The following is a 22,999-nucleotide window of genomic DNA, read 5'->3' as shown; positions in this document are numbered from 1 at the left end:
ATCACTTAGCATGGGACACACAGATGCGTTACCTTTCCTTCACAGAACTACAAGCAAAGATCGGCGGTCGCAGCCGATCCTCGATTTACCGCGATCTAGAACTGGGTCGTTTGCCTCAGCCGATCAAATTCGGCGCGCGCCTCTACTGGATTGAGGCCGATATCGACGCGGCCTTAGCTGAGGCCCGGAACTGAAAACACCCCCGCACTTGCGGATACCGCAGGCGCTGGGGGTGCCGTCTCAGCTTGAACACCTTAGACATACACCCGGCGTCCTGCCCTTTCAATAATAAGGGACGACACCATGATGCACGACAATTTCTATTCCAGCGACTCGCAGGTTTTCTGGACCTACAAGGCACTTATCGACGGGCGCACGATCAGCCACAAAAGTGAAATCCGCGAGGTGCGCGGCTGGAGTTTGGGCGCAATCATCCATCGCCTGCGCCACGATTGCGGCTGGCCCACCCAAGCTGAGTATCGCGGGCCGCTAAGCGTCGCGCATTATTCACTGAAAGCAGGGATAGACCGGGCCGCGCTGCGGTTCCCCAAATCCGCCCGCGCGCTGGACAACGGCGGGGCCGCGCAATGACCGCCGCCCGTATCAGTCGCCTGCGCCGCCTCTTTGGCCTGACCGAAACCCAAGCCCGTCTTATCGCCACGCTGCACTATGGGGCCGCCCATGACTAACCCACAAACCCGCCTGACCCGTCACAACGGCAAATGGCACGTTATGGCTCGTATGGGTGCTGAGGGGGCCGTTGAGGCTGTCTGGGTATCCCTTGGCGGCTGCTCCTGCCAAATGACCGCAATTCGCGTCTGGCTGGCCTGTCAGATGATGGGCAAGCGCTAATGGCTGGCCCGTTATACAAACGGAAAAAAAGGGGGGCTGGGCGTTTCGTCCAGCTTCCCGAATGGGTGCAGGCGTCCGAGGCATGGGCAACCCTGCCACCTGGCCCCCGCGCGCTCTACATCGAACTGAAACGACGGTTCAACGGCGCGAACAACGGCGCGATCTATCTCAGCCACAGGGAAGCGGCGGCGGCGCTGAACGTGCATCGCAACACTGTCGGCCCGTGGTTCAATGCGCTGGAGGAACGCGGATTCATATTCTTGACCCAAGGCCCGCATCTGGGGCCGTCTGGCATCGGGCGCGCGTCGGTCTGGGGATTGACAGAGGAAGCCACGCCAGACGGTCGGCCCGCGCGAAAGACCTTCATGAAGCTTCATAACCCATCGACCTAAAAAGCGCGGCCCCACGGAGCCGCGCTTCGTAATTCACGTCGGAACGCATTTGGCTCAATAGTATTACTAGAAACGGTAGGCCGCGCGAATTTGTACGGTGGTGGCTTCAAGGCTGCCACCGGTAACGTCGTAATCATGATACAGAACTTCGCCGCCAAGAGACATGTTATCTGAAGCCATATAATCATAGCCGACGCCAACGAAGTAGCCGTCTTCACTACCGGTAAAACCGCCAACACTGGCTTCAATCTCAGTGTAACCAGTGGTTGCATACAGCAGCCCGTTGCCGACCTTATAACCACCGCGCAGTTTGGCGCGCCAAATGGAATCGACATCCACGCCCGGGACCAGCTCGATATCGCTCCAATCGTAGTCAATGCCCGCACCGATGACCAAATCACCCAAATCGTAGTCATAACCAGCGATCAATCCGCCGATGACGCCGTCAGAGTTAATGCTACCAAAAGGAGTGCCAATCTCTACGTTAGCATAGCCCAGTTCGCCACCTGCGTAGAAGCCGGTCCAGTTTGGCGACGAGTTGTTGCCTGCGAACGCCGTGCCAGCCATTAGTGCGGATGCTGCTGCCGCGGAAAGTATGTATTTCATGTCTTAGTCCCTTTTGATCATCATGCACGTTGGTAAACTCGCTCCGTGCAAAGTAAACTCCATCTATAACTAACCGTTTGAAAACGTCACATCATTTCAGACAATTAGCGAGACTGTGATGATTGGGGCACACTTGGTTAAGCCTGCTTGGATTGTGCGGCCGTACGTTTTCGATGTTGGAATCTTAGCTAGATCAGCGCGCGCCCCAACCGAAAGCAGTTCGTGGTCTCAGGATACTCAAAGGCGGGATCTATCACAGCCATAGGGACGCGGCGGCGGGATTGAACGTGCATCGCAACACTGTCGACCCGTGGTTCAATGCGCTGGAGGGACGCGGGTTCATATTCTTGACCCAAGGCCCGCATCTGGGGCCGTCAGGGATCGGGCGCGCATAGGTCTGGGGATTGGCAGAGGAAGCCACGCCAGACGGTCGGCCCGCTCGAAAGACATTCATGAAATTTCAGAACCCCCGCACAAACATTGTGCATGGTCGTCACAAAAAAGAGGACACTTGCTAAGGTCAGCTACGGTTGAGGGCGTGAACCGTCCTGTTTTCTGTGACGCGAAACCCGGAAATCAGCGGAACGGCGTCACAAAAATGAGGACATATATACATCTAGCCATAGTCTGACCATCGACTGAGCTCGACCTTTCGGCAGAGGTCATACCGATCACCTTCAAATCCAATGCCCTAAGTAAATAGTCGGGCGGGATTGACGGTAAGCGTTTCATCCCAGAAGCTGACGCTGAACGACTGGGACTATCTATGCATCGCCTCATTAAACGCCTACTTCTAGTGATTGCTTTAGCAGCCAATCCGTACGGCGTTGGGGCACAGGATTATTCAAATTTGTTAGAAGATTTCGAAGCTCACGCACTGACCCGAACGGACAAACGATTCTTGCAGGCAGCTTTGGCATTTGAAGGTCACTATAAAGGTCTTCTTGATGGTGACTGGGGTATAAAGAGCCAGAATGCCCTGCGCAGCTACAGTTGGGAGAAATTCAAGAGTGAGCCTGAAGACTGGCACATGGCTGCTTTGGCTCTCTCCCTCTTTGACCGGATAGCCAGCGACGGCTGGCAGATGAATTACTTTGAAGGCTTGGGCATGTCCTTCCTTTTTCCTGTCGACAGCATCATCGTAGATCCCCCATCAGAGAACTTCGTCAATTGGCGTCATCGGAACAGTAGCCTCTCTATATCGGCCGGTGTCCACGACGTTTTTACCACTCAGAATCTTCATGATTTCACTATCCGTCAGCATGAGATGGCGGGCACACCATACACTGTTAGAAAAACTACTTTCGCTGTCTCAACGTCACAATCCCGCGATGGGTCATCGCTCTACACTCGGTCGGACTTCCAGAACGGTCGCTGGTCAACAGTGATGTTAGCTGCGAACAAGCGCGATGCCCCTATTCTTGGTGCTGTTTCGTCTAGCATCAGTACAGGGCACGCGCCTTCGATAGTGGTTTCCGAGAACGGACGCTTAGAAACTGCAATTTTGGAAATGATTGCCTTTGTCGATGAAGATCTGGAAAAAGATGAGAAGGGCAACAGTTCTGGTAATTCGAACCAACAGAATGCCCGACCTGATGGGTCGGGCTCAGGGTTCTTCGTATCATCGGACGGGTACGTTCTGACCAATGAGCATGTTGTTTCCGGTTGCAGAGAGATCGAGGTAAATGGTGAAAATGGTGAGCTGATTGAAGCTTCTGAAGTCTTCGACCTCGCTATTCTGAAAGCAAGGTTTGGTCCAGACGATGCTGTAGCCAAATTTTCTTCAAGACCCGCCAAATTGAATTCTGACGTTACGGTTGTTGGCTATCCTTACGCTGGTCTTCTCAGCGGTTTAAATGTGACGCGTGGTTCAGTGTCATCTTTAAAGGGATTGCGCGGCGAAGTCACCCAAATGCAAATTTCAGCGCCTGTACAGGCTGGGAATTCTGGTGGTCCGGTACTGGCCGCAAGCGGTGAAGTCGTCGGTGTAGTAGTGTCTAAGCTGGATGCTAAGATAATTTCAGACGCAATTGGCGATATGCCGCAGAATGTGAACTTCGCCATTCGTGGTGAGATAGCCAAGTTATTTTTGTCTCAGAACGGGATTGATCCGACTCATGGTGCTTCCGGTGAACGTTTGCCACCAGAGGAACTTGCTGGAAAGGCTGGCCTCTTCACTACGTTTATTCAGTGTAAGAGATGAGGTTTCCTATTGTAGTGGGTCGAGAGTGCCCGGCGTTTAATCACTCTCGCTGCATGTCGCAATGACACGCTCCGGTCGAATTTGCCAATAGGTTGGATTGGATCAGGCTACGCAGGAAAGAGCCATAATACAGCCATAAATTTTTGGTTGAGGCGCGCCTCAGTGTATTAACACAAATAATAGAGGCACTATAACCGCGAGGATTAAATCATTGAAAAGAACGTGCCGGGTGAAAAGCGGACATAATCTACGAACCAATTTCATAAGAGTGATTTTTCTAACCGGAGTCGCTTTGGTCGGCTACGCGGCTAACGGATTGGGCCTGTTTTCAGGGTCTTTATCTTTCAGCCATGGGTCCGAAGCGCGGCATATCACAGGGTACCCAACGCTTTCGCGGGTGATCGATGCAGATACAATAGTTGTTGAGCAGATTCGCGTGCGTCTGGATGGCATTTCGGCACCGGAGAGAGGTCATGATGCGTACGTTAAAGGAAAATGGTTCGTCGCCGACCTAATGCGTGAGGCTCAATCAATTGAGTGTGACTTAGAAGGACGCCGATCCCATGACCGCGAAATTGGAACCTGTTATTTTATTATGCCTAACGGCGTTCGGATAGATCCGCAGGCAGAAACGGTCAAAGCTGGCTTTGCACGAGATTGCCCAAGATACTCAGGCGGGCGTTACGAAAAACTTGAGACGCCCGCTAGTAGAGCCCTGCCGCTTCCTCCCTACTGCTGAGCCAAAGCTGCAGTTATTCGTTGAATGTGGTGTCTGCTATGGGGTGATGGTTGAGGTTGAATGGCGACGATAACATCATGCACCCCACTCAACACCTAAGAGAAACCCCCAGATGTGCCGACGGGGCCATAGGCACCGGTACCGTCCTGGTGCTTTCTGTGACGGGTACCTAAAGATACAGAAACCACTAATGCCGCTTGTAAAGTAGCGTTACAATTGTGGTTTCCAATTAGGTTCTATGGCTAAAATCCTAGTGGCAGTGCACCCGACCGGTACTGTTGTCCATGTGACAGCACTGACCCGCAGGAGAACTCTTGCGGCAACCTCCACCATGTGCGCTGGCAATATGCGGGATGGTAACTGCTAGCATGAACGCGAAAAGGGCTAAGTGTCTCATTTTTTTCCTCTTTTGAGCAATGCCAAGTTCCTCTGCTAATTTTTTAATGCGTCAAGAGTGTGTCTAAATGCGGTTAATTGAGTGGCTTTCGAATACCCCCTTCGAAGTGGTCTACTCACTGGGATACGTTCATCTCGTTTTCAGGAGAACCAGCCGATGGCTGGAAATCCAGAGAGGCCCGAAGATTTTGTGCTGAAGCTACGGCAACTTGAATTGCTGCAAGAACAAGGGCGGTCAACGGCGGAAGCCGTGCGTCAAATAGGTGTGGCGGTTCAGGCCAATTTTCGATGGCGCATGGAGCTAGCCACGCCCGCCATTGGTGCGAGGACAATGGCGAATGCGGGACGCACCGCGATCAGCTTAAGCGGCTCCATGATCTGGAGGCAGAAAATAGCCGAGGAAGCCACGCCAGACGGTCGGCCTGCCCGCAAGACCTTCATGAAATTCGGTAGTGGGTCATTTTAAATTTTCCGGCTGACGCTTTTTGTAAGGGCCGCGCTTCTTGGGTTCAGGCTCGTTTGCATCCACCAGCGCCACTAGGTCGGCAATATCCCAAAGACGATTAGTCAGACCAGCCTGCATCGCGGGCGTAACCTTCAAAGTCTGATGCACCTTGGCGAAGTTGCAATACATGAAATGCAGCGCCACGGCGTGCATGTGGTTCTCAACCTTCTTGCTAAAGCCGTTGGTCAAGCGCGCAAAGCGGTGCATGTGCATCCGCATGGTCAGGTTTTTTCGCTCAACATTTGACGCGCTGATAAGCGCCTGATCAGGGTTGCCTTCAACGGCGCGCTTCTTGATGCCAGTGCATTCGGCGGGGCTGTATTTCTTCTCATGTGTGTTCCCAGCAGGTGCGTTGCCATACATCTTGATCAGCTGCGCACAGTCCACGTCGCCACCGAATGCGCCCTCGACGGCCTCCATATAGGCTTTGTGGCCGTCTGTGGTCAGCAGCACCCGGTTAGCAAGACGGCCGCGCAAATCGTCCATGAACTCAATTGCATACCCGCTGTCACGATCACCGACCATGTAGGACACGATAAGTTTGCTGTCGCTATCGATTGCGGTCCAAGTCCATGTGTCAGCTGCGCTCTCCGGGGCATCCTTGGCGGTCCGTACGTCCTTTTGTTTGGCATAGGTGAAGGACCAGATTTCATCGCACTGGATCACAGACGCTTTGACGTTGCGCACGTTTTCGTCATGATATTTCACGCAGGCTGCGCCAGCGTCGATCAACAGCTTATTGACCGTGTTCTTGGACACATCAGCAATGCGGGAAGTAGCGCGTATCGAAGTACCTTCCACCAGAAGGCGGATGATCAGGGCGCGGGATTTGGTGTCGAGTTTTCTCATAGACTCAATACAATTGACCGCTGCAGCTTAGTCAAGCACATCGGTCAGTTTAAAGGCTATTGCTAACAACCGAATCTTAGTGTCTAGTGAGTACATGCTGTACGTGGGGGCATTCTAGTGGCAGGCGAGCATGACTGAAGAGTCAAACACCTTCGATCCTGGAAAACCCGTGGTTTCTTTTGACTACATTAAGGCTTCAGGATTTCAGTCTCTCCGCGCTGATGGAGTGATAGGCGGTCTTACGCCAAATGGTCGTATACATATGGCAATATACTCGGAGCGGCCTGCCATCCCGCGTAGACTCACATATTCACTTAACGACGCTGGGCACTTAGGAGACCTTGTCGAAGTCGAAACACGAGATTCTGTAGTTCGAGAAATGTCAGCTGATATATTTCTCGACCTAAAATCCGCTGAGGCTATTCAGGAATGGCTAAAAGAACAGATAAAAGAACTTAAAATCAGGGCAGAGCAAAATGACAGCTGAACTTAGAGATTCTGGCAGTGCCGGGACTTATGACACGACCCATCAATCATTTTCTTCGGTTGCTTATGGAAAGTACGCACCGAGCACTCCAGATTACACCACAAAGTTTTATAGCCACCTGAAGCGCTGGAGGTACGAAACGTTAACATCATCTTCGGCTGATGTTATCGTGAAAAATCAAGCCTTTCGCGATATCGTGGATATGGGTGATGTAATTCTACCTTTGATAATAAGTGAGTTGCGGAAAAGACCTGATTTCCTGATTGTGGCGATGGCGTTAATCACCGGTCAAAACCCAGCCAAACCAAGCCAACTTGGTGATATAAAGGCAATGTCTCAGGCTTGGATAGACTGGTATGATTACCAAAGGTAATCCACATACAGCTATGTTGGTTGGGATCTTTCCTAATATCCAGCCGAGCGCACTGATTACCAGCCCTCAAACTGAGGTATACAACTGTATCGCATATGCCGCTGGTGATATGACTCGGTGGTGGTGGCCAGATGCTATGGGCATGTGTTATTGGCCGCCGGGTGCTATGAGATTGTCAACACTTCCGGCGTTCCAGATAGCGTATGAAACACTTGGCTTTCAACTATGTGCAGATGACAGTTTTGTTGAAGGTGTTGAAAAAATTGCGATCTTTCATCTACACAACGAACCTACACATGCGGCAAAATTGATTGATCAGGGCACATGGAGCAGTAAGCTCGGAAAGTCTTACGACATCAGCCATTCAAAAACATGTTTGGACGATATTTCCGCCAATGGTTACGGAGAAATCGCATACTTCATGCAACGCGTGAAGTGACTATTTTCGATTTTTCCAGCGTGCATTTGCCGCATTTGTCGCAATCTCCGAGCGCTTTTCTGAAGAGAGCGCCTTAGATCTTGCCTTGCCACCCTTCAACCCGCCTTTTCGTTGCCCCTCGGCCTTCTCCGGTTGGGCGTCATCAATTTCACCAGTGGCGATCCCAACAATCATATGGGCAAGCTGGTTGGCGTCACGGGGTCTTTTGGGTTTGTCTGTCATACCTACAAGATAGGGCCTGCCAGGACTGGGCGCAAATCAAAGCTGCGTAGGGTCAGATTTCGAAATGAGCCATTGCCTAAAATTCCAGAATCCCCGCTCAAATATTGTGCATGGCCGTCACAAAAAAGAGGACGCATGTTGAAAATGTTGAGTATGAGGACGCGAACCGTCCTGTTTTCTGTGACGCGAAACGCGATATTGAGCGCAACGGCGTCACAATAAACATGACATATCTACATCTAGCCATAGGCACACGCTTTCTCAGAGACACGCGAAAGCCGGACCTGAAAAGCCTGATTTGTGATGGTGTGAATTTTGCGACCTGCACTAGTCCTCAAGGTGAGGGCCGGAGAGTTACTTATACCCCCTATTTAGGGTGCCAAGCGAGAGGCGGGGTAGGGGGCGTCAAACAGGCTTGGCGATGCCGAGTCAGTACCGGCGTAGAGTACGCATTTCACGTAGCCACAATTCAGGGTTTCTGACGCTCAACCGCGATGGCAGGCGGGGGCAGCTAAAACTCTAACGTCATCCGCACAGGGACCGGCGGGTATCCATTCCCGGCATTGTTACTACAGGTATCCTCGCGCGCGCGTAAGCGCGCAAGCAGGAATACTAAATAGGGCGCATCAAGGGACTCGGTTGCGGCGCTAAATGTGCATTGAACCCGGTAAACGTAAAAGGGTTCCCATCATTGGTCGGCTTCACGATCATCGCGTTGCTCAGTCAGATTAGGCACGGGCAAAATGGAGTGAAATTGGGGTGGGCATAGCAAACTTCCGAGGGGCCGCAGCTGCAAGCAACTGAAACACGCGGGCGAATTGGGGAGGGGCAAATATGATATTTCCGGTGCGGCCTTGCTGTCGATTTGTTCAGACCGCACCAGAACAAGGTGTTATGCAGATTTGGGAGCGCGCTCAAATTTGATTCCGCAATTTTTTTGGATGCTCGCTTTCTCAAGAGCCTCCATTTCACCTTTCATGCGCGCAACTTCAGCTGAAGTCTCGGCATCTCCCTTTAAAAAGAATAGGGCTGGCCAGAACAGAACCATTCCAACCGCCATTGCGGCGCCGTCATTCTGGGCCTTCTTGTCTTGAGTGGACATAACTTGGGAAGCTCTCGCAGAAACAGCTTGAGCCTCAGCCCCGATTTGTCTGCACGAATGGCCTTGATACTGCATTGTCGATACATAGCTTGCAGGAATATCGGCGCTTTTGCTTGCACACGCTGAAACCAGTGTCGTAGCGGCAAGCATAGGGATGATTAAATATTTCAAGTCTAGCCTCATTTGTTTGACGGGGAGAGTGACGCCTAGCGTCTCTCTCGTTCTTGCCAACGGTAGAGGGCAGACTTTTGGTGAATTAGTGTCAGAATTATGAAGTTGAACTGCGTGCCGTTGCGGCTGTCATGGTCGAATGGGTGAAAGCCACAACTTGCCAAATGATTTGGGCAAAAATGGAGCGAGAAATATGGGCGGATTCGGCAGCGGCAATCACTGGCGCTGCGGCACGCGCAACACGGTCGATGATATGAAGGAACTGAGAATCGCCAAGCTTGCCTCCGATGGCTGGCTGGATTCCGGGCGCACCTGTTCCTACGCATGGTCCCGCACCGGGAGCACAATTGGCGATATCCAAGTGTCGGCGGCGGCGGGGCACATACTGCTGAATTATCGCAGCCGAGATAATGGCGGCGCATGGCAGGACCAATGCTATCCCGTCCAGATCGACCGGACGCCTTGCCACCTTGGCGGCGCGCGCCCGTGGTTTCTGTGCCCAGCGCGCGGCTGCGGCAATCGTGTGGCCGTTCTCTACGGTGGCGCAATCTTTGCCTGTCGTAGCTGTCACGGGCTGGGGTATCCATCCGAGAACGAGAACAGGCGCGACCGGGCGACGCGCCGGGCTGACAAGCTGCGCGACCGCCTGGAATGGCCGCCCGGCATATTTGAGGGATCTGGCTGGGGCAGACCCAAGCACATGCACCATGCGACCTATCAGCGACTGGTCTCAGAATACGAAGAACGCGAGGCTGAGGCGCTGGGCCTGACGATGGATTGGCTCTTGCGTTTCAACAAGTGCCGGGGCGATTAGCGCAATTTCACTTGCTTGTAGTGCCGTCAGATGGCTTGCCCGTTGCCACGATTTGCAACGCATCGTCTGGCAGTGGTTTCTGCAAAGCCAACGCAGCGTCGGGCGGTGCATTCAGCCAAGTTTCCCATTGATCAGGATGGTTCAAAATGACGGGCATGGCCTTCGGATGTATCGGTGCGACAACGCCATTCGCATCTGTCGTCAAAAACCCGAAAAGATCGTTAGTTGTTTCCCCCTCTTTCACCTTTCGCACTGAGGTCCAGCTTGTCCAGATGCCTGCGAAGAACGCGAGCGGGCGCGTTTCATTCAAAGCAAACCAAATTGGAGCGGCAGGCTGACCAGTCTTTTTTTCGTATTCCGAAAAGCTGTTAAACGGGACAAGGCATCGATGCTGAACACTAAGCCATCGCCGCCAATATGGAGATGACGTGTTGCGGATATTGGTAATCCCAGAATCCGCGTTCCGGTTCTTCAAAGCGAAGGCAGGCGATGGCATCCCCCAGCGCATGTTGACCAATTGCCGTCCTTGATCAGTGTTGCGGATGACCGGAGCGGAATAATCGGGATAGATGCCCGTCAACACCGGAAGGTTGCCGGTGCTGTCTTTCCAGACCTTGATTAGATCAGTGATTGCCGCTTGGCTTGTGGTCATAGAATAAAGATTGCACACGCCTAGAAAATCCTCCGACTGCCACGCACCATCATGGTTTGGCGAACTATATGCTATTGATGCAGTGCCGTCAGCCAGCTCCAACATCGGATGAGCCTCTAAGAATGTCCGAGCATTCTCGACGTCTCGGAAGTAAAACGCTACGGCGTTGACCCCGGTGGAGGTTGCCGAATGGCTGGCAAAAAAACCAACGCCAAGACGGTCATTCAGCCAAGTGTAGCAATGGCTCAGCACCATGCCGAAGCCGCCGGAGGGCACAGCGACCTTTATCCGAATTGGGAATGCAGAATCATCTATCTTGCTTTGGGGGGTGGAGCGTCTGACCATCCCAGAACAAAGACTGAACATCGCGTGATTTGCAACAATCAAGAAGGTCCAAACAGTTGAATTTTACTGCCCACTGAAAACTGCCCTAGAAGCCATATCAGCAAGGAGCGAAAGGGGGACGTAAAGGGGGATAGAAGCGCAAGGTTATGGCGTAACTAACGAAAATACATGCAAAATTCTATTTTAACTGGTGCCCCAAGACGGACTCGAACCGCCGACCTACTATTTACGAAACAGTTGCTCTACCAGCTGAGCTATTGGGGCTATGCGACGGAGTATTTAGACGTTTGGATCAGACCGTGCAACCCGCTCCGCAGCTTGCTCAGTCCATCGCGCCCAATATACGCGCCAGATTGCTGAACCGCGCGATCAGTGAAAAGACTGCGATGTTCACCGACAGAAAGAGCACCGCGATGGACGCGATTACCGGCGTATAGCCGTAGCGCAGCGCATTAAAGATCTTGACCGGCAGCGTTTCGACGGTGAAGCCTACGGTCATCAAGGCGATGATATATTCGTTCAGGCTTAGCACGAAACAGAACGCGAAGCCGGCCAATGCAAATGGCGCGGCGATGGGCGCGATGATCGTGCGGAACACAGTCCAGCCCGTTGCGCCCATGGTCTGGCTGGCCTCAATCAGCGCCTTGTCTATGCTCTCCAATCCCAGCGATATCGTGACCAACGGCAGCGCCAGCAAGAAGATGGCGTGGGCGATAATCACGTTGATCATCAGCCCGTTCACCCCCGCGCTGCTGAAAAAGATGAGGAACGCCAACGCCATGATCACCGGCGGCAGGATAAAGGGCGCGATCCCCAGCGCGAACAAAGCGCGCGCATAGCGCAGGCCATAGCGCCATGCCATATAGGCCACTGGCAGCGCGATGGCAGTCGCCAGCAGGGCCGATGCTGCCGCGATAATCAGCGAATTGACCAGCGCGCCGAACCAGTCGGCCTCGGTGAAAATTGCGGCGTACCAGCGCAGCGAAAAGCCGCGTGGCGGGAATGCGATGAACTTTTGCGCGTTGAACGACACCGCCGTGATGACGATGATCGGCCCGATCAGGTAGAGCGCAAAGAGCGTCATGTAGAGGCGTTTGAGGGCGGTCATGACGGCGGTCATCATACCTCTCTCCTCCGGCCCAGCCACGATACAGCGGCGATCACACTTGCGCTGAGCGCGAGCAACACGACCGCCAGCGCCGAGGCGAAGGGCATGTTGAAGTTGAAGATGGCTTGATCAGTAATCAGCACCGACAGCGTCCAGTGCTGCGGTGCGCCCAGCACCTGTGGCACAATGATGGCGCCCAGCGTCAGCACGAACACCGTTACCCCGCCCGAGATGATGGCCGGGCGCGTGATCGGGATCACTACAGTGAAAAACGTGCGCATCGGGGACGCGCCCAGCGTGCGCGCGGCCTCCAGCAGGCTGCGATCCATCCGGCTGAGTGCTGGGAATAGCAGCAGGACTGAAAAGGGGACAGTGAGGTAGACGAGCGCCGCGATCACTGCACCCGCAGACGGCGTCATGGAGAAGCTTTTTTCGACGATGCCGACCCATGCGAGGATATTGCCGACGCCCGCCGTCCGCGATAGCAGAATTTGCCAGCTGAAGGCGATCAGCACCTCTGACAGCGACAATTGCGCGAGGATGTAGATCAGCCACCAATCCTGCGACCGTCGTTTGAACGTTGTCAGGAAGTAGGTGAACGGAAACGCGATGGTCATGCTGATAGCGGCAATGAGTGCGCATAACCCGGCCGAAAACAGCGCGCGCTCGATATAGAACCACGTCGCGAAGCGCTGGAAATGTTGCAGGTCGAACCCCAGCCGGAAATCGGCGTCATCCGCCGGGCTGGAGACGCTGACAGCGAGGATCAGCGCGAAGGGGATGGCAAAGAAGACACCGATCATCACCGAGGACGGGACAAGGGCAACGTAGCGCGCGATGCCGGGTTTGCTCATCGCGGCCCCCTCACAGTGCGAGGACGCTACACGCGTCCTTGGGCATCTGGACATGCACGTCCTGCCCGGTGCGCACGTCTGGCCGGTCCTTGGGCGTCATAACCGAGATCACCTCATGCCCGCCGCAATCCACCAGAATTTCGATGGTTGCGCCGATATCGCGGATGAATGTGACGCGGCCCGGCACGGCGTTTTGCTGTAGCGCGCCATTGGCGGGACGCACGAACACCTCTTCGGGGCGAGTCATCAGCACCACCTCGTCGCCCTTGGCAAAGCCGCCCGCATTGGTTGCGATGCTTAGCTGCGTTTCGCCGACCTGTGCGGTATCCGCGCTGGTCATGCAGGCGGGCAGCAGGTTAGACGTGCCGATGAAATTGGCGACGGCGCGGTCGATGGGGGATTTATATATCTCCATTGGCGTGCCCGATTGCAGGACACGGGCCTGTCCCATGACGACGATGGTGTCGGCCATGGTCATCGCCTCGGTCTGATCGTGGGTGACGACGATCGTGGTGATGCCCAGCTCCTGTTGCAGTTTGCGCAGCTCGATCTGCATGGCCTCGCGCAGATTGGCGTCGAGGGCCGACATCGGCTCGTCCAGCAGAAAAACCTGCGGGTTCAGCGCCAGCGCGCGGGCGATGGCGACGCGCTGGCGCTGGCCGCCCGATAGCTGGCTGATGCGACGATCCGTCATGCCGGGCAGGTGCATCATGTCCAATAGCTCGGTTGCGCGGTCCTCGCGCTCGCTGCGCGAATGGCCGCGGATGCGCATGGAATAGGTGATGTTTTCACCGACCGACAGATGCGGGAACAGCGCAAAGGACTGGAACACCATACCGACATCGCGCTGATGCACTGGCACCTGCGTCAGATCGCGCCCGGCCATGGAAATGGTGCCGGTTGTCGGCTCTTCCAGCCCTGCGATTATGCGCAGAAGGGTAGTTTTGCCGCAGCCCGAGGGGCCAAGAAAGCAGATCATCTCGCCGTCGGTAAACTCTAGATTTACGTCCTCAACGGCGGTGATACTGCCGAATGTCTTGGTGACGCCTTGGATGGTGAGGCCCGTCATGCGCGATTCCTTGTCGTCGACGGCCCGACCCATTGCAGGGCCGGGCCATGGCAGGTCAGCCGGCGATCATCTGGTTCCAGCGGTCCGAGATGAACGGACCATGCTCGCCGTAAATGTCATAGCGCGGGATGATCGGCTCAATATCGCTGGAAACGGCGGCCAGCTCTTCGGGGGAAAGGTCCGTCAGCGCGGGATCGACCACGGGTGCCGTGCCGACGTTGCGCGCCAGAACCGCCTGCGTCTCGGGCTTGGACATGTAGTTGATGAAGGCGGCGATTTCGTCGTCTGCCTCGGCGTATTCCGGCACGATCCAATAGCCGCTGTCCAGGATGCCGCCCTCTTCGGGGAAGGTCGACACGACGGGGAAGCCTTCGGCAGCCGCCAGTCCGGCAACGTCATGATAATATTGGCCCATCGGGATTTCGCCCTGTTGCAACGCCTGCTGAAAGCTGCCCTCGTCCTTGTACCAAAGGCGCACGTTCGGCACGACCTCGGCCAGCTTGTCAAAGACCTCGCTGATGCCCTCCTTGGTCGACAGGATGTCGGTTCCGCCGAAATGTGTGGTCGCCGTGACCTCCAGCAGGAATGAATTGGTGGCAAGGCCCAGCAGGCCGATCTGATCCTCATACTTGCTGTCCCATAGCGCATTCCAGCTGGTCGGCGCCTCGGGGATCACGTCGGAATTGGTGCAGAGCGTGATGTACCACGACACGCCGCCAACACCGTAGAGGCCGCCGTCCTCGTAGCGATCCTTGAACCGATCCGACAGGCTCGAAAGGTTCGGTATCTTGGAGTCGTCGATTACCTTGAACACCTTTTGCTTGGCGCCCTCGCGGCGGGGCGTGCCGGCCATCAGCGACACATCTGCAGGCGCGGTCTTGGCGCGGGCGGCGTTCTTGATCTGGACCAGCCAGGTTTCGCCCGTCGGCACGGCGATGGAGTCAACCTCGATGCCGGTTTCCTCGGTAAAGCCGGGAAAAATATGCGCCTTGAAGCTGTCCTCGAAAAAGCCGCCATAGGTGCCGACGCGCAGCGGCGTGCCTTGGGCGCTCAGGATCGACGGCGCGGCCAGAGTGGCGGCCCCGGTGGCGGCAGCGGTGCCGATAAAGCGGCGGCGAGTGAGTGTGTTTTTCATTTTATCCTCTCCCTTGGTTATGTTGTGTCAGGCCCAAGTCTTGGGCAGCACGCACAGCATTTCGTATAGCAGGTTCGCGCCGATCATGGCGGTCGCGCCGGTGGTGTCATATTGCGGCGACACCTCGACCAGATCGCCGCCGACGATGTTCAGCCCCTTGCAACCGCGCACGATCTCGAGCGCCTGAATAGTGGTCAGCCCGCCGATTTCCATCGTGCCGGTGCCGGGTGCGATCGACGGATCGAGGCTGTCGATATCATAGGTCAGATAGCAGGGCGCATCGCCGATCTTGGCACGGATATCGTCCATCAGCGGCGTCAGCGACTTGTGCCAGCATTCCTCGGCCTGGATCACGGTAAATCCCTGATCACGGCCCCAGTCGAAATCGCCAGGCTCATAGCCGGTGCCGCGCAGGCCGATCTGGAACACTTTGTCGTTCAGCAGTAAGCCATCGTCGACCGCGCGGCGAAACGGTGTGCCGTGCGCAATCTTTTCGCCGAACATCTCGTCATTGGTGTCGGAATGGGCATCGACATGAATCAGGGCAACCGGCCCGTGTTTTTTCGCAATCGCGCGAAGAACGGGGTAGGTTAGCGTATGATCGCCGCCCAGCGTCAGCGGCACGACGTCATGTTTCAGGATCTCGTCATAGGCGGCGGTGATGATATCCACCGTCTTTTTCAGATCGAAGGTGTTGATCGCCACGTCGCCGATATCGGCGACCTGCATCTTGGCAAAAGGCCCGGCGCCAGTGGCCATGTTGTAGGGGCGCATCATGGCGCTTTCGGCGCGGATGGCACGCGGGCCGTGGCGCGTGCCGGTGCGGTTCGATGTGCCGATATCCATGGGAATTCCGATGAAACAGGCATCCAGACCCTTGGCCGTATCCTGCTGCGGCAGCCGCATCATGGTGGTGGTGCCGCCAAAGCGCGGCATGTCGTTACCGCCAAGCGGCTGGTTGAATTTCGGTGCGTTGCTCATGGGTGATTCCCTCTTGGCAGATGCGGGGCGTAGGCCGTTAGTCTAGGGCAGGGCGGGCAAGGAAAGAACATTGCGCGGCCATCTTTTTGCGTGACCCAATCGACCTCGTTGATGAAGCGCGCCCGCGACTTCGGCTTGCGTCCGGGCGTGTCGGGCTTCGAGAGTCACGCACTTCCACTTCGCAGGTTCGCGGCGTAGCATAGCCTCGAAACGGCCCCCGCCAAAGGAGACCAGCCATGCCGGATACCCTTCCGCTGACAATGCAAGCCGCCCTCTGCCCCGCCCCCGGTGCCCCGCTGGAGATGCGCGAGGTCGCCATGCCTACCCCCGGCACGGGTCAGGTGCTGGTCAAGCTCGAGACATGCGGCGTCTGCCATTCCGACCTGCATCTGCGCGATGGGCAGGAGGATCTGCCGGATAGCTACTATCCCCTGATCCTCGGGCACGAAGGCATCGGTCGCGTCGTCGCCATCGGGCCGGGGACGCAGAATGCCCCCGCTATCGGCACCCGCATCGGGCTGCCGTGGATCTATGACACCTGCCTTGCGTGCAAGCCGTGCATGACCGGCCATGAGGTGCTGTGTGCGGAGAACACCGCGCGCGGCGTGCAGAAACACGGCGCATTTGCCGAATATGCGCTGTGCCCTGCGAATTTCGCCGTGCAGATCCCAGATTCCATCGACCCGCTTGAGGGCGCACCGCTGCTCTGCGCGGGGCTTACGGCGTGGTCGGCCCTGCGCAAGACAAAGCTGGAGGCCGGGACAAATGTGGCGATCATCGGCGCTGGGGGGCTAGGACAATACGGCATCCTCATCGCCAAGGCGCGCGGCGCGCGCGTGATCGTCGTCGACCGCGACGAGGCCAAGCTGACCACCGCCAAGAAACTGGGCGCGGACATGACGGTGCTGGCAGGCGAGGACGCGGGGCAGGCGATCAAGGACGCCGGTGGCGCCGACGTGGTGCTGAACTTTGCCCCCAGCCCGGCGATTTGGGACACGGTCGAAGCGGCGGTTAACCCGATGGCCGACATCGTCGCCATCGCCATGGTGCATGATCCGATGCCACTGTCGATGATGTGGCTGATCGACGGGGGCCATCGCGTCTTTGGTTCGTCGGTGGGTACGCGGTCCGAACTGGCCGATTTCCTGGCATTCGCTGCTGCGAACCCGCTGGCCGTGGATGTCGAGGCAGTCAGTTTTGCCGATGTCGACGCGGCATTGAACCGGCTGAAGGCGGGTGAGGTTACGGGCCGCCTCTGCATCGATTTTGCACGCTAAAGGGGGCAAAGCCATGACCAAAATCGCAGTTTTCCAAATGTCCGCCGCGATTGAGTCGGCGGCCCGCCCCCAGCGGATCACCGACGCCATGGCCAAAGCCGCAGAGGCGGGTGCGCGCCTGATGATCGCGCCCGAATTGGCGCTTTCGGGCTATGGCCGCGGCGCACCGCTGACGCGTGAGGCGCAGCGACCGGATGGCCCTTGGGCGCAGGCGCTGGGCGCGGCGGCGGCAAAGCACGGAATCAGCGTGATCGCCGGATTTCCAGAGGATGCAGGCGAATTGCGCCATATCAGCGCGATGATGGTGGACCGCACCCGGCCTCGGGATGTAACGGTCTATCGCAAGGGCTGCCTCTATGGTCCCTATGAAAAGGGCCTGTTTACAGCCGCCGGCCCCTCGACAATTATAGCAGATATGGAGGGGCTGAAGGTCGGATGCCTCATCTGCTACGATGTGGAATTCCCCGAAAACGTGCGCCGCCTCGCTGTCGCCGGGGCCGACCTGATCGCCGTGCCGACCGCATTGCCCAAGGACGCCGCCAGCGTCATGGTCGCCCGTCACACGATCCGCGCGCGAGCGTTTGAGAGCCAGGTGTTTATCGCCTACGCCGACAATTCGGACGCCGACGAAGGCTTTGCCTATCAGGGCCTGTCGTCCATTGCCGCGCCTGATGGCTCGGTGCTGGCCGAGGCGGGCGAGGGCGGTGATGCGCTGATCTACGCCGATCTCGACCCGGCCACTTACGCCGACTCGAACGCGGCGAATCCTTATTTGGAGGATGCGGCGGCCCAAGGCCTGATCTGACACGTGTTAAAAAGGAGCTGTCCCATGGACCCGATCAAGAATGACCACCGCCGCGTGGCGAACATACATACTGCTGAGTTCATGCCTATCGACACGGATGGCGTGCCTGACGGCGAGGTGCTGCAACTGAACGATGCCCGCCCGCTGGGCGCGGGTTTTTACGTCTATCGCATGGCGTCCGGCACCAAAAGCGTCGCCCACCGCCACAAGGGCGATGAGGAATTCCTGATCATCGAGGGTGATTTGACCGACCATGACGGGACCGAATATGGCCCCGGCGATCTGGTCTGGCTCAAGGACGGGACAGAGCATCATTCGACCACCAAGGGCGGTTGCCTGATCGCCGTTTATGCCGACATACCCCAGGATTTCCCGGATCGCTGAGCGCGCCGCGCGCCGTGCATGTTTTCGCGCCTTGCAAATAGGCCCGCCCACCCCTAGGTTCCGCGAAAATCCGCGGGGGCGGCCCCGCTTTCATTTAGGAGTATCCCCATGGAAGGCGGAGCGTTCGCGCAATTCATTCCCCTCATACTGATCTTTGCGATCATGTATTTCCTTCTCATCCGTCCGCAGCAGCGCAAGCTGAAGACGCATCGCGCGATGGTCGAGGCCCTGCGCCGCGGCGATCAGGTCGTCACCCAAGGCGGGCTGATCGGCAAGGTGTCCAAGGTCAAGGACGACGATGAGGTCGAGGTCGAGCTGGCCCCGAACATCAAGGTTCGCGTCGTCAAATCGACGATCGCGCAGGTCGTCTCGAAAACCGAACCTGCGCCGGACCTGCCCAAAAGCTGAACAGGTTCCGCACGTAACACCACGCCAGCTCTGCACAAAAGGCGCCGACATGCTTCAGATCGATCTATGGAAACGTATTTGCATCTGGGGCCTTGTCGCCCTTGGCATCCTTTTGGCTTTGCCGAACGGCTTTTACAGCCGGGTCGAGGCACATAACGACGCGGCCAAGATCGTGGCGGATGGCGGCGATCCCGCGCAGGTGCAGGATGCGCTGGACGCTTGGCCGTCATGGATGCCCAGTGGGCTGGTGAATCTTGGCCTCGATCTGCGCGGCGGCGCGCATCTGCTGGCCGAGGTCAAGGTGCAGGATGTCTATCAATCCCGCATTGAAAGCATGTGGAAGCCTGTGCGCGATCTGCTGCGCGAAAATCGCGATGAGGTCGGCACGATCCGCCTGCAACCGGCTGAGAATGCAGAACTTGTCGTGCGCCTCAACGAGCGCCCCGAGCAAGCCGACCGCGCTGCCGAGCTGGTGCGCAGCCTTGCCTCGCCCGTCGCCAGCCTGACAGGTGCAGGCTCCAGCGATATCGAAGTGACGACGCGACAGGGGGCCATCGTGGTTCGCCTGTCGGAGGCCGAAAAGCGCGCCACCGATGAGCGCACAGTGCGCCAATCGCTGGAAATCATCCGCCGCCGCATCGACGAGGTTGGCACGCGCGAGCCCACGATTCAGCGCCAAGGCGAGGATCGCATCCTGATCCAAGTGCCCGGCATCGGCAGCGCGACCGAACTCAAGGAAATCATCGGCACCACCGCGCAGCTGACCTTTCAGCCCGTCGTCGGGCGCGCGTCCTCAGCGGACGAGCGCGCGGGCGCGGGCAACGAGGTGCTGCCCTCCCTGAACGAGGATGGCGTTTTCTATGTGTTGGAGCGCGCGCCCGTCGTCACCGGCGACGAGTTGGTCGATGCTCAGCCCGATTTTGACCAGAACGGACGGCCTGCCGTATCATTCCGCTTTAACCCCACCGGCGCGCGCGCCTTTGGTGACTACACCGCGGCCAACATCGGCAGCCCATTTGCCATCGTGCTGGACGATGAGGTCATCAGCGCCCCCACGATCCAGAGCCATATCGCTGGCGGATCGGGCATCATCACCGGCAATTTCAACGTCGAGGAAAGCACGAATCTGGCCGTACTCTTGCGCGCAGGTGCATTGCCCGCCGGGTTGGACTTTCTCGAAGAGCGCACGATTGGCCCCGAACTGGGCGCCGACAGCATAGAGGCGGGCAAGATCGCGTGCATCGTCGCCTTCGGGTTGGTGCTGGTCTTTATGTTCGCCAGCTACGGCCTGTTTGGCCTCTTTGCCAATATCGCGCTGATCATAAACGTCGCGCTGATGTTCGGCCTGCTCAGCATGATCGGGGCCACGCTGACCCTACCGGGCATCGCGGGTATCGTCCTGACCATCGGTATGGCGGTCGACGCCAACGTGCTGATTTTCGAGCGTATCCGCGAGGAAATGAAATCGGCAAAGGGTGCGGCGCGCGCTATTGAACTGGGCTATCAAAAGGCGCTGAGCGCGATTGTTGATGCCAACATCACCACGCTGATTACCGCAATTATCCTCTTTGCCATGGGCAGCGGGCCGGTGCGCGGCTTTGCTATCACACTGGGCCTCGGGATCATCACGTCGGTCTTTACCGCCATCTTCGTCACTAGGCTGCTGACCATCATGTGGTTCGAGCGCAAGCGCCCGAAAACCGTGCTACAGGGCCGCTACCTCAAGCTGGTCAAGCAGGAAACAAACGTCAATTTCTTCCGCCGCTGGAAGCTGTCCATTGGGATTTCGGCGCTGCTGATCGTCGTCGCAGCGGTATCGTTCTTTGCTCAAGGTCTGAACTTTGGCATCGATTTCCGGGGCGGCACGACCATCCGCACCCAAAGCGAGCAAAGCGTCGACATTGGCCAGTATCGCGCGGCTATGCAGACGCTTGATCTGGGCGATATCAGTATCACCGAGGTGTTTGATCCGACTTTCGGCGCCGATCAGAACGTATCGATGATCCGCATCCAGACGCAAGGCGACGCCGAGGCGGTGACGCCCGAAACCATTGCCGCCGTCGAGGGCGCGCTGCAAGAGGCTGTGCCAGACATCAGCTTTACCTCGGTGGAAAGCGTCGGTCCCAAAGTCTCGGGCGAGCTGATTCAGACGGCTGTCCTCGCCGTGGTCCTGGCGATGGGGGCGGTGCTGGTCTATATCTGGCTGCGGTTTGAGTGGCAGTTCGCCGTCGGTGCGGTCATCGCGCTGGTGCATGACGTGATTCTGACCATCGGCGTCTTTTCCGAGGTGCAGCTACAATTCGATCTGGCGACCATCGCGGCGCTTCTGACCATTGTCGGATATTCGCTGAACGACACGGTCATCGTGTTCGACCGCGTCCGCGAGAACCTGCGAAAATACAAGACCAAGCCGCTGGCCGAAGTGCTGAATCTCAGCATCAACGAAACGCTCAGCCGCACGATCATGACCTCCGCCACGACGATGCTGGCGCTTCTAGCGCTCTACTTCCTCGGCGGGGATGTGATCCGTGGCTTTGTCTTTGCGATGATGTGGGGCGTCGTGGTCGGTACCTACAGCTCGATCTTTGTCGCCTCGACCGTCCTGCTGTGGCTGGGGGTCAAGCGGGACTGGTCCAAGCCTGACGCAAACACCGGAAATCAGTTCGCCAATGTAGATGCCTGACGCGGCCCTTGCCGCGCTGGCGCTGCCCGGCTTTTGGTGGCTGGCAGCGACCATCGCGGTGGCGGGCATCGTGCGGGGGTTCACTGGCTTCGGCTCGGCCTTGATCTTTGTTCCGGTCGCTGGCCTTTTTCTGACAGCGCCGCAGGTGGTGGCAACCATCACGCTACTGGGTGTGGCCAGCACAGCGGCGCTGCTGCCGCGCGCATGGCGGCAGGGCGACCGCGGCGAAGTCGCCCTGTTGGTGCTGGCGGCGCTACCTACAGTGCCTCTGGGTCTGGCGGTGATGGAGCATCTGGACGGCGAGGCGGTGCGTTGGATCGTCGCTGGCGTCGCCACAATCACGCTGGGCGCGTTGGTCAGCGGGTGGCGCAGTGTGCGCGCAGCATCAATCCCCACGCTGCTGGCCATCGGCGCGGCGGCGGGGCTGATCGGTGGCATGACGGGCCTGACGGGGCCGGTTGTCATCCTCTTTTACCTTGCGGGGCAGGGCGCGGTGCAATCCGTGCGTGCGAACACGATCCTCTTTCTGGCCGCGCTTGATGTGGTGATCGTGACGAACCTGCTGCTGAGCGGTATAACCACGATCAACGTGGTCTGGCTGGCCGCATTGCTGGGCGTGCCCTACTTTGTCACCACGATGATCGGTCAGAGGTTGTTTCATCCCTCGCACGAGCGGCTTTATCGCCGCGCGGCACTGGCCGTCATCGCACTGGCGGTCGTCGCTGGCCTGCCGATCTGGACATAAGGAGATCAGCGATGCAGCTGAATGAAGTCAAATTTACCGAAGCGACACCCATCGACGGCTATGGCCCCGGCTTTTTTCGCGTCGGTGGCAGCGTCGTCAAAGGCGCGGCGCTGGTGACGGAAACTGGCGCGCGTGGCTGGGGCGGGCTGGACGATGCGCAGCCATTGCTGGACCTCGTGGGGCAGATCGACGTTATTTTTATAGGCACCGGCCCCGAGATCGCGCATATCCCCGCCGATTTGCGCAGCGCGCTGGAAGAGGCCGGGATGGGGGTCGAAATCATGAGCTCGCCCGCCGCATGCCGTACCTATAACGTGCTGTTGGCCGAAGGGCGGCGAGTCGCCGCGGCTGTCCTGCCAGTCTGAGGCGCTCTCTTGCTTCCCCCTCTGCACGCTTTGCGCTA

27 protein-coding genes and 1 tRNA gene are annotated in these 22,999 nt (G+C 57.4%); 17 read left to right on the top strand and 11 right to left on the bottom strand.

Annotated features, from left to right (window positions below; all coding sequences use genetic code 11):
* Positions 1-23: 23 nt before the first annotated feature.
* The 4 genes from U3654_RS13740 to U3654_RS13725 all read left to right on the top strand — a co-directional run bounded on the left by U3654_RS13740 (position 24) and on the right by U3654_RS13725 (position 1,244).
* Positions 24-194, top strand: a complete 171-nt coding sequence (locus U3654_RS13740) for a helix-turn-helix transcriptional regulator (protein ID WP_324752110.1) — start codon at positions 24-26, stop codon at positions 192-194.
* Positions 195-303: 109 nt separating this feature from the next.
* Positions 304-591 carry a hypothetical protein gene (locus U3654_RS13735; protein WP_324752109.1) on the top strand — a complete coding sequence of 96 codons (288 nt, stop codon included), beginning with the start codon at positions 304-306 and terminating at the stop codon, positions 589-591.
* A 90-nt stretch (positions 592-681) separates the two neighbouring features.
* On the top strand, positions 682-852 hold the full coding sequence (locus U3654_RS13730) for a hypothetical protein (protein ID WP_324752107.1): 171 nt from the start codon (positions 682-684) through the stop codon (positions 850-852).
* Positions 852-1,244: a hypothetical protein gene (locus U3654_RS13725; protein WP_324752106.1), complete on the top strand. Its 393-nt coding sequence runs from the start codon at positions 852-854 to the stop codon at positions 1,242-1,244. Before U3654_RS13730 ends, U3654_RS13725 begins: the two co-directional genes overlap by 1 nt.
* A gap of 66 nt (positions 1,245-1,310) precedes the next feature.
* Here the strand turns inward: U3654_RS13725 and U3654_RS13720 are convergent, their stop codons facing one another.
* Complete coding sequence (locus U3654_RS13720) at positions 1,311-1,850, bottom strand: outer membrane protein (protein WP_324752105.1); 540 nt, start codon at positions 1,848-1,850, stop codon at positions 1,311-1,313.
* A 766-nt stretch (positions 1,851-2,616) separates the two neighbouring features.
* On the opposite strand from U3654_RS13720, the gene U3654_RS13715 reads away from it, so the two are divergent.
* The gene (locus U3654_RS13715; RefSeq protein ID WP_324752104.1) at positions 2,617-4,053 is read left to right on the top strand and encodes a serine protease; all 1,437 of its coding nucleotides are present in this window, start codon (positions 2,617-2,619) and stop codon (positions 4,051-4,053) included.
* A gap of 1,292 nt (positions 4,054-5,345) precedes the next feature.
* Positions 5,346-5,654, top strand: coding sequence for a hypothetical protein (locus U3654_RS13710; RefSeq protein ID WP_324755360.1), 309 nt, complete (start codon positions 5,346-5,348; stop codon positions 5,652-5,654).
* Here U3654_RS13710 and U3654_RS13705 read toward each other — a convergent pair.
* Positions 5,646-6,542 (bottom strand): IS1 family transposase, encoded by an 897-nt coding sequence (locus tag U3654_RS13705; protein ID WP_324752103.1) that lies wholly within the window; start codon positions 6,540-6,542, stop codon positions 5,646-5,648. The genes U3654_RS13710 and U3654_RS13705 overlap by 9 nt on opposite strands.
* Before the next feature lie 130 nt (positions 6,543-6,672).
* Between U3654_RS13705 and U3654_RS13700 the strand changes: the two genes are divergently transcribed.
* From U3654_RS13700 to U3654_RS13690, 3 genes are read left to right on the top strand one after another with little or no spacing between them, the layout of a single operon-like run.
* The gene (locus U3654_RS13700) at positions 6,673-7,029 is read left to right on the top strand and encodes a hypothetical protein (protein WP_324752102.1); all 357 of its coding nucleotides are present in this window, start codon (positions 6,673-6,675) and stop codon (positions 7,027-7,029) included.
* Positions 7,019-7,402: a hypothetical protein gene (locus tag U3654_RS13695; protein WP_324752101.1), complete on the top strand. Its 384-nt coding sequence runs from the start codon at positions 7,019-7,021 to the stop codon at positions 7,400-7,402. The genes U3654_RS13700 and U3654_RS13695 overlap by 11 nt, the downstream gene beginning before the upstream one ends.
* Positions 7,386-7,841, top strand: coding sequence for a DUF7689 domain-containing protein (locus U3654_RS13690; RefSeq protein WP_324752100.1), 456 nt, complete (start codon positions 7,386-7,388; stop codon positions 7,839-7,841). Before U3654_RS13695 ends, U3654_RS13690 begins: the two co-directional genes overlap by 17 nt.
* On the opposite strand, the gene U3654_RS13685 is transcribed toward U3654_RS13690, so the two are convergent.
* A complete protein-coding gene (locus tag U3654_RS13685; protein ID WP_324752099.1) occupies positions 7,842-8,063 on the bottom strand; it encodes a histone H1 in 222 nt (73 codons plus the stop codon).
* Positions 8,064-8,955: 892 nt separating this feature from the next.
* Positions 8,956-9,336 carry a hypothetical protein gene (locus tag U3654_RS13680; protein ID WP_324752098.1) on the bottom strand — a complete coding sequence of 127 codons (381 nt, stop codon included), beginning with the start codon at positions 9,334-9,336 and terminating at the stop codon, positions 8,956-8,958.
* 193 nt (positions 9,337-9,529) lie between these two features.
* On the opposite strand from U3654_RS13680, the gene U3654_RS13675 reads away from it, so the two are divergent.
* Positions 9,530-10,150, top strand: coding sequence for a hypothetical protein (locus U3654_RS13675; protein WP_324752097.1), 621 nt, complete (start codon positions 9,530-9,532; stop codon positions 10,148-10,150).
* 7 nt (positions 10,151-10,157) lie between these two features.
* Here U3654_RS13675 and U3654_RS13670 read toward each other — a convergent pair whose 3' ends face one another.
* The 7 genes from U3654_RS13670 to speB all read right to left on the bottom strand — a co-directional run bounded on the left by U3654_RS13670 (position 10,158) and on the right by speB (position 16,294).
* Positions 10,158-11,057, bottom strand: coding sequence for an SOS response-associated peptidase (locus U3654_RS13670; protein ID WP_324752096.1), 900 nt, complete (start codon positions 11,055-11,057; stop codon positions 10,158-10,160).
* 278 nt (positions 11,058-11,335) lie between these two features.
* Positions 11,336-11,411: transfer RNA gene (locus tag U3654_RS13665), tRNA-Thr, on the bottom strand.
* Positions 11,412-11,469: 58 nt separating this feature from the next.
* Positions 11,470-12,270, bottom strand: coding sequence for an ABC transporter permease (locus U3654_RS13660; RefSeq protein WP_324752095.1), 801 nt, complete (start codon positions 12,268-12,270; stop codon positions 11,470-11,472).
* Positions 12,267-13,109 (bottom strand): ABC transporter permease, encoded by an 843-nt coding sequence (locus U3654_RS13655; RefSeq protein WP_324752094.1) that lies wholly within the window; start codon positions 13,107-13,109, stop codon positions 12,267-12,269. Before U3654_RS13655 ends, U3654_RS13660 begins: the two co-directional genes overlap by 4 nt.
* 10 nt (positions 13,110-13,119) lie before the next feature.
* Positions 13,120-14,178 carry an ABC transporter ATP-binding protein gene (locus U3654_RS13650; RefSeq protein ID WP_324752093.1) on the bottom strand — a complete coding sequence of 353 codons (1,059 nt, stop codon included), beginning with the start codon at positions 14,176-14,178 and terminating at the stop codon, positions 13,120-13,122.
* 55 nt (positions 14,179-14,233) lie between these two features.
* Positions 14,234-15,313: an ABC transporter substrate-binding protein gene (locus tag U3654_RS13645; protein WP_324752092.1), complete on the bottom strand. Its 1,080-nt coding sequence runs from the start codon at positions 15,311-15,313 to the stop codon at positions 14,234-14,236.
* A 27-nt stretch (positions 15,314-15,340) separates the two neighbouring features.
* The gene (speB, locus tag U3654_RS13640) at positions 15,341-16,294 is read right to left on the bottom strand and encodes an agmatinase (protein WP_324752091.1); all 954 of its coding nucleotides are present in this window, start codon (positions 16,292-16,294) and stop codon (positions 15,341-15,343) included.
* 236 nt (positions 16,295-16,530) lie between these two features.
* Here speB and U3654_RS13635 point away from each other — a divergent pair, with 236 nt between their 5' ends.
* The 7 genes from U3654_RS13635 to U3654_RS13605 all read left to right on the top strand — a co-directional run bounded on the left by U3654_RS13635 (position 16,531) and on the right by U3654_RS13605 (position 22,961).
* Positions 16,531-17,571, top strand: a complete 1,041-nt coding sequence (locus U3654_RS13635; protein ID WP_324752090.1) for an alcohol dehydrogenase catalytic domain-containing protein — start codon at positions 16,531-16,533, stop codon at positions 17,569-17,571.
* A 13-nt stretch (positions 17,572-17,584) separates the two neighbouring features.
* Positions 17,585-18,376: a nitrilase-related carbon-nitrogen hydrolase gene (locus U3654_RS13630; RefSeq protein ID WP_324752089.1), complete on the top strand. Its 792-nt coding sequence runs from the start codon at positions 17,585-17,587 to the stop codon at positions 18,374-18,376.
* 24 nt (positions 18,377-18,400) lie between these two features.
* Entirely contained in the window at positions 18,401-18,760 is a 360-nt protein-coding gene (locus tag U3654_RS13625) for a cupin domain-containing protein (protein WP_324752088.1), read from the top strand.
* Positions 18,761-18,868: 108 nt separating this feature from the next.
* On the top strand, positions 18,869-19,168 hold the full coding sequence (yajC, locus tag U3654_RS13620) for a preprotein translocase subunit YajC (RefSeq protein WP_324752087.1): 300 nt from the start codon (positions 18,869-18,871) through the stop codon (positions 19,166-19,168).
* Positions 19,169-19,217: 49 nt separating this feature from the next.
* Positions 19,218-21,851, top strand: coding sequence for a protein translocase subunit SecD (gene secD / locus U3654_RS13615; protein ID WP_324752085.1), 2,634 nt, complete (start codon positions 19,218-19,220; stop codon positions 21,849-21,851).
* Positions 21,844-22,596, top strand: a complete 753-nt coding sequence (locus U3654_RS13610; protein WP_324752084.1) for a sulfite exporter TauE/SafE family protein — start codon at positions 21,844-21,846, stop codon at positions 22,594-22,596. Before secD ends, U3654_RS13610 begins: the two co-directional genes overlap by 8 nt.
* 11 nt (positions 22,597-22,607) lie before the next feature.
* Positions 22,608-22,961 carry an Mth938-like domain-containing protein gene (locus U3654_RS13605; protein WP_324752083.1) on the top strand — a complete coding sequence of 118 codons (354 nt, stop codon included), beginning with the start codon at positions 22,608-22,610 and terminating at the stop codon, positions 22,959-22,961.
* Positions 22,962-22,999: the final 38 nt, after the last annotated feature.

Origin of the sequence: Roseovarius sp. Pro17 (genome assembly GCF_035599575.1) — a bacterium.
Taxonomy (GTDB): Bacteria; Pseudomonadota; Alphaproteobacteria; order Rhodobacterales; family Rhodobacteraceae; genus Roseovarius.
This window is presented reverse-complemented; position numbering and strand designations above follow the sequence as displayed.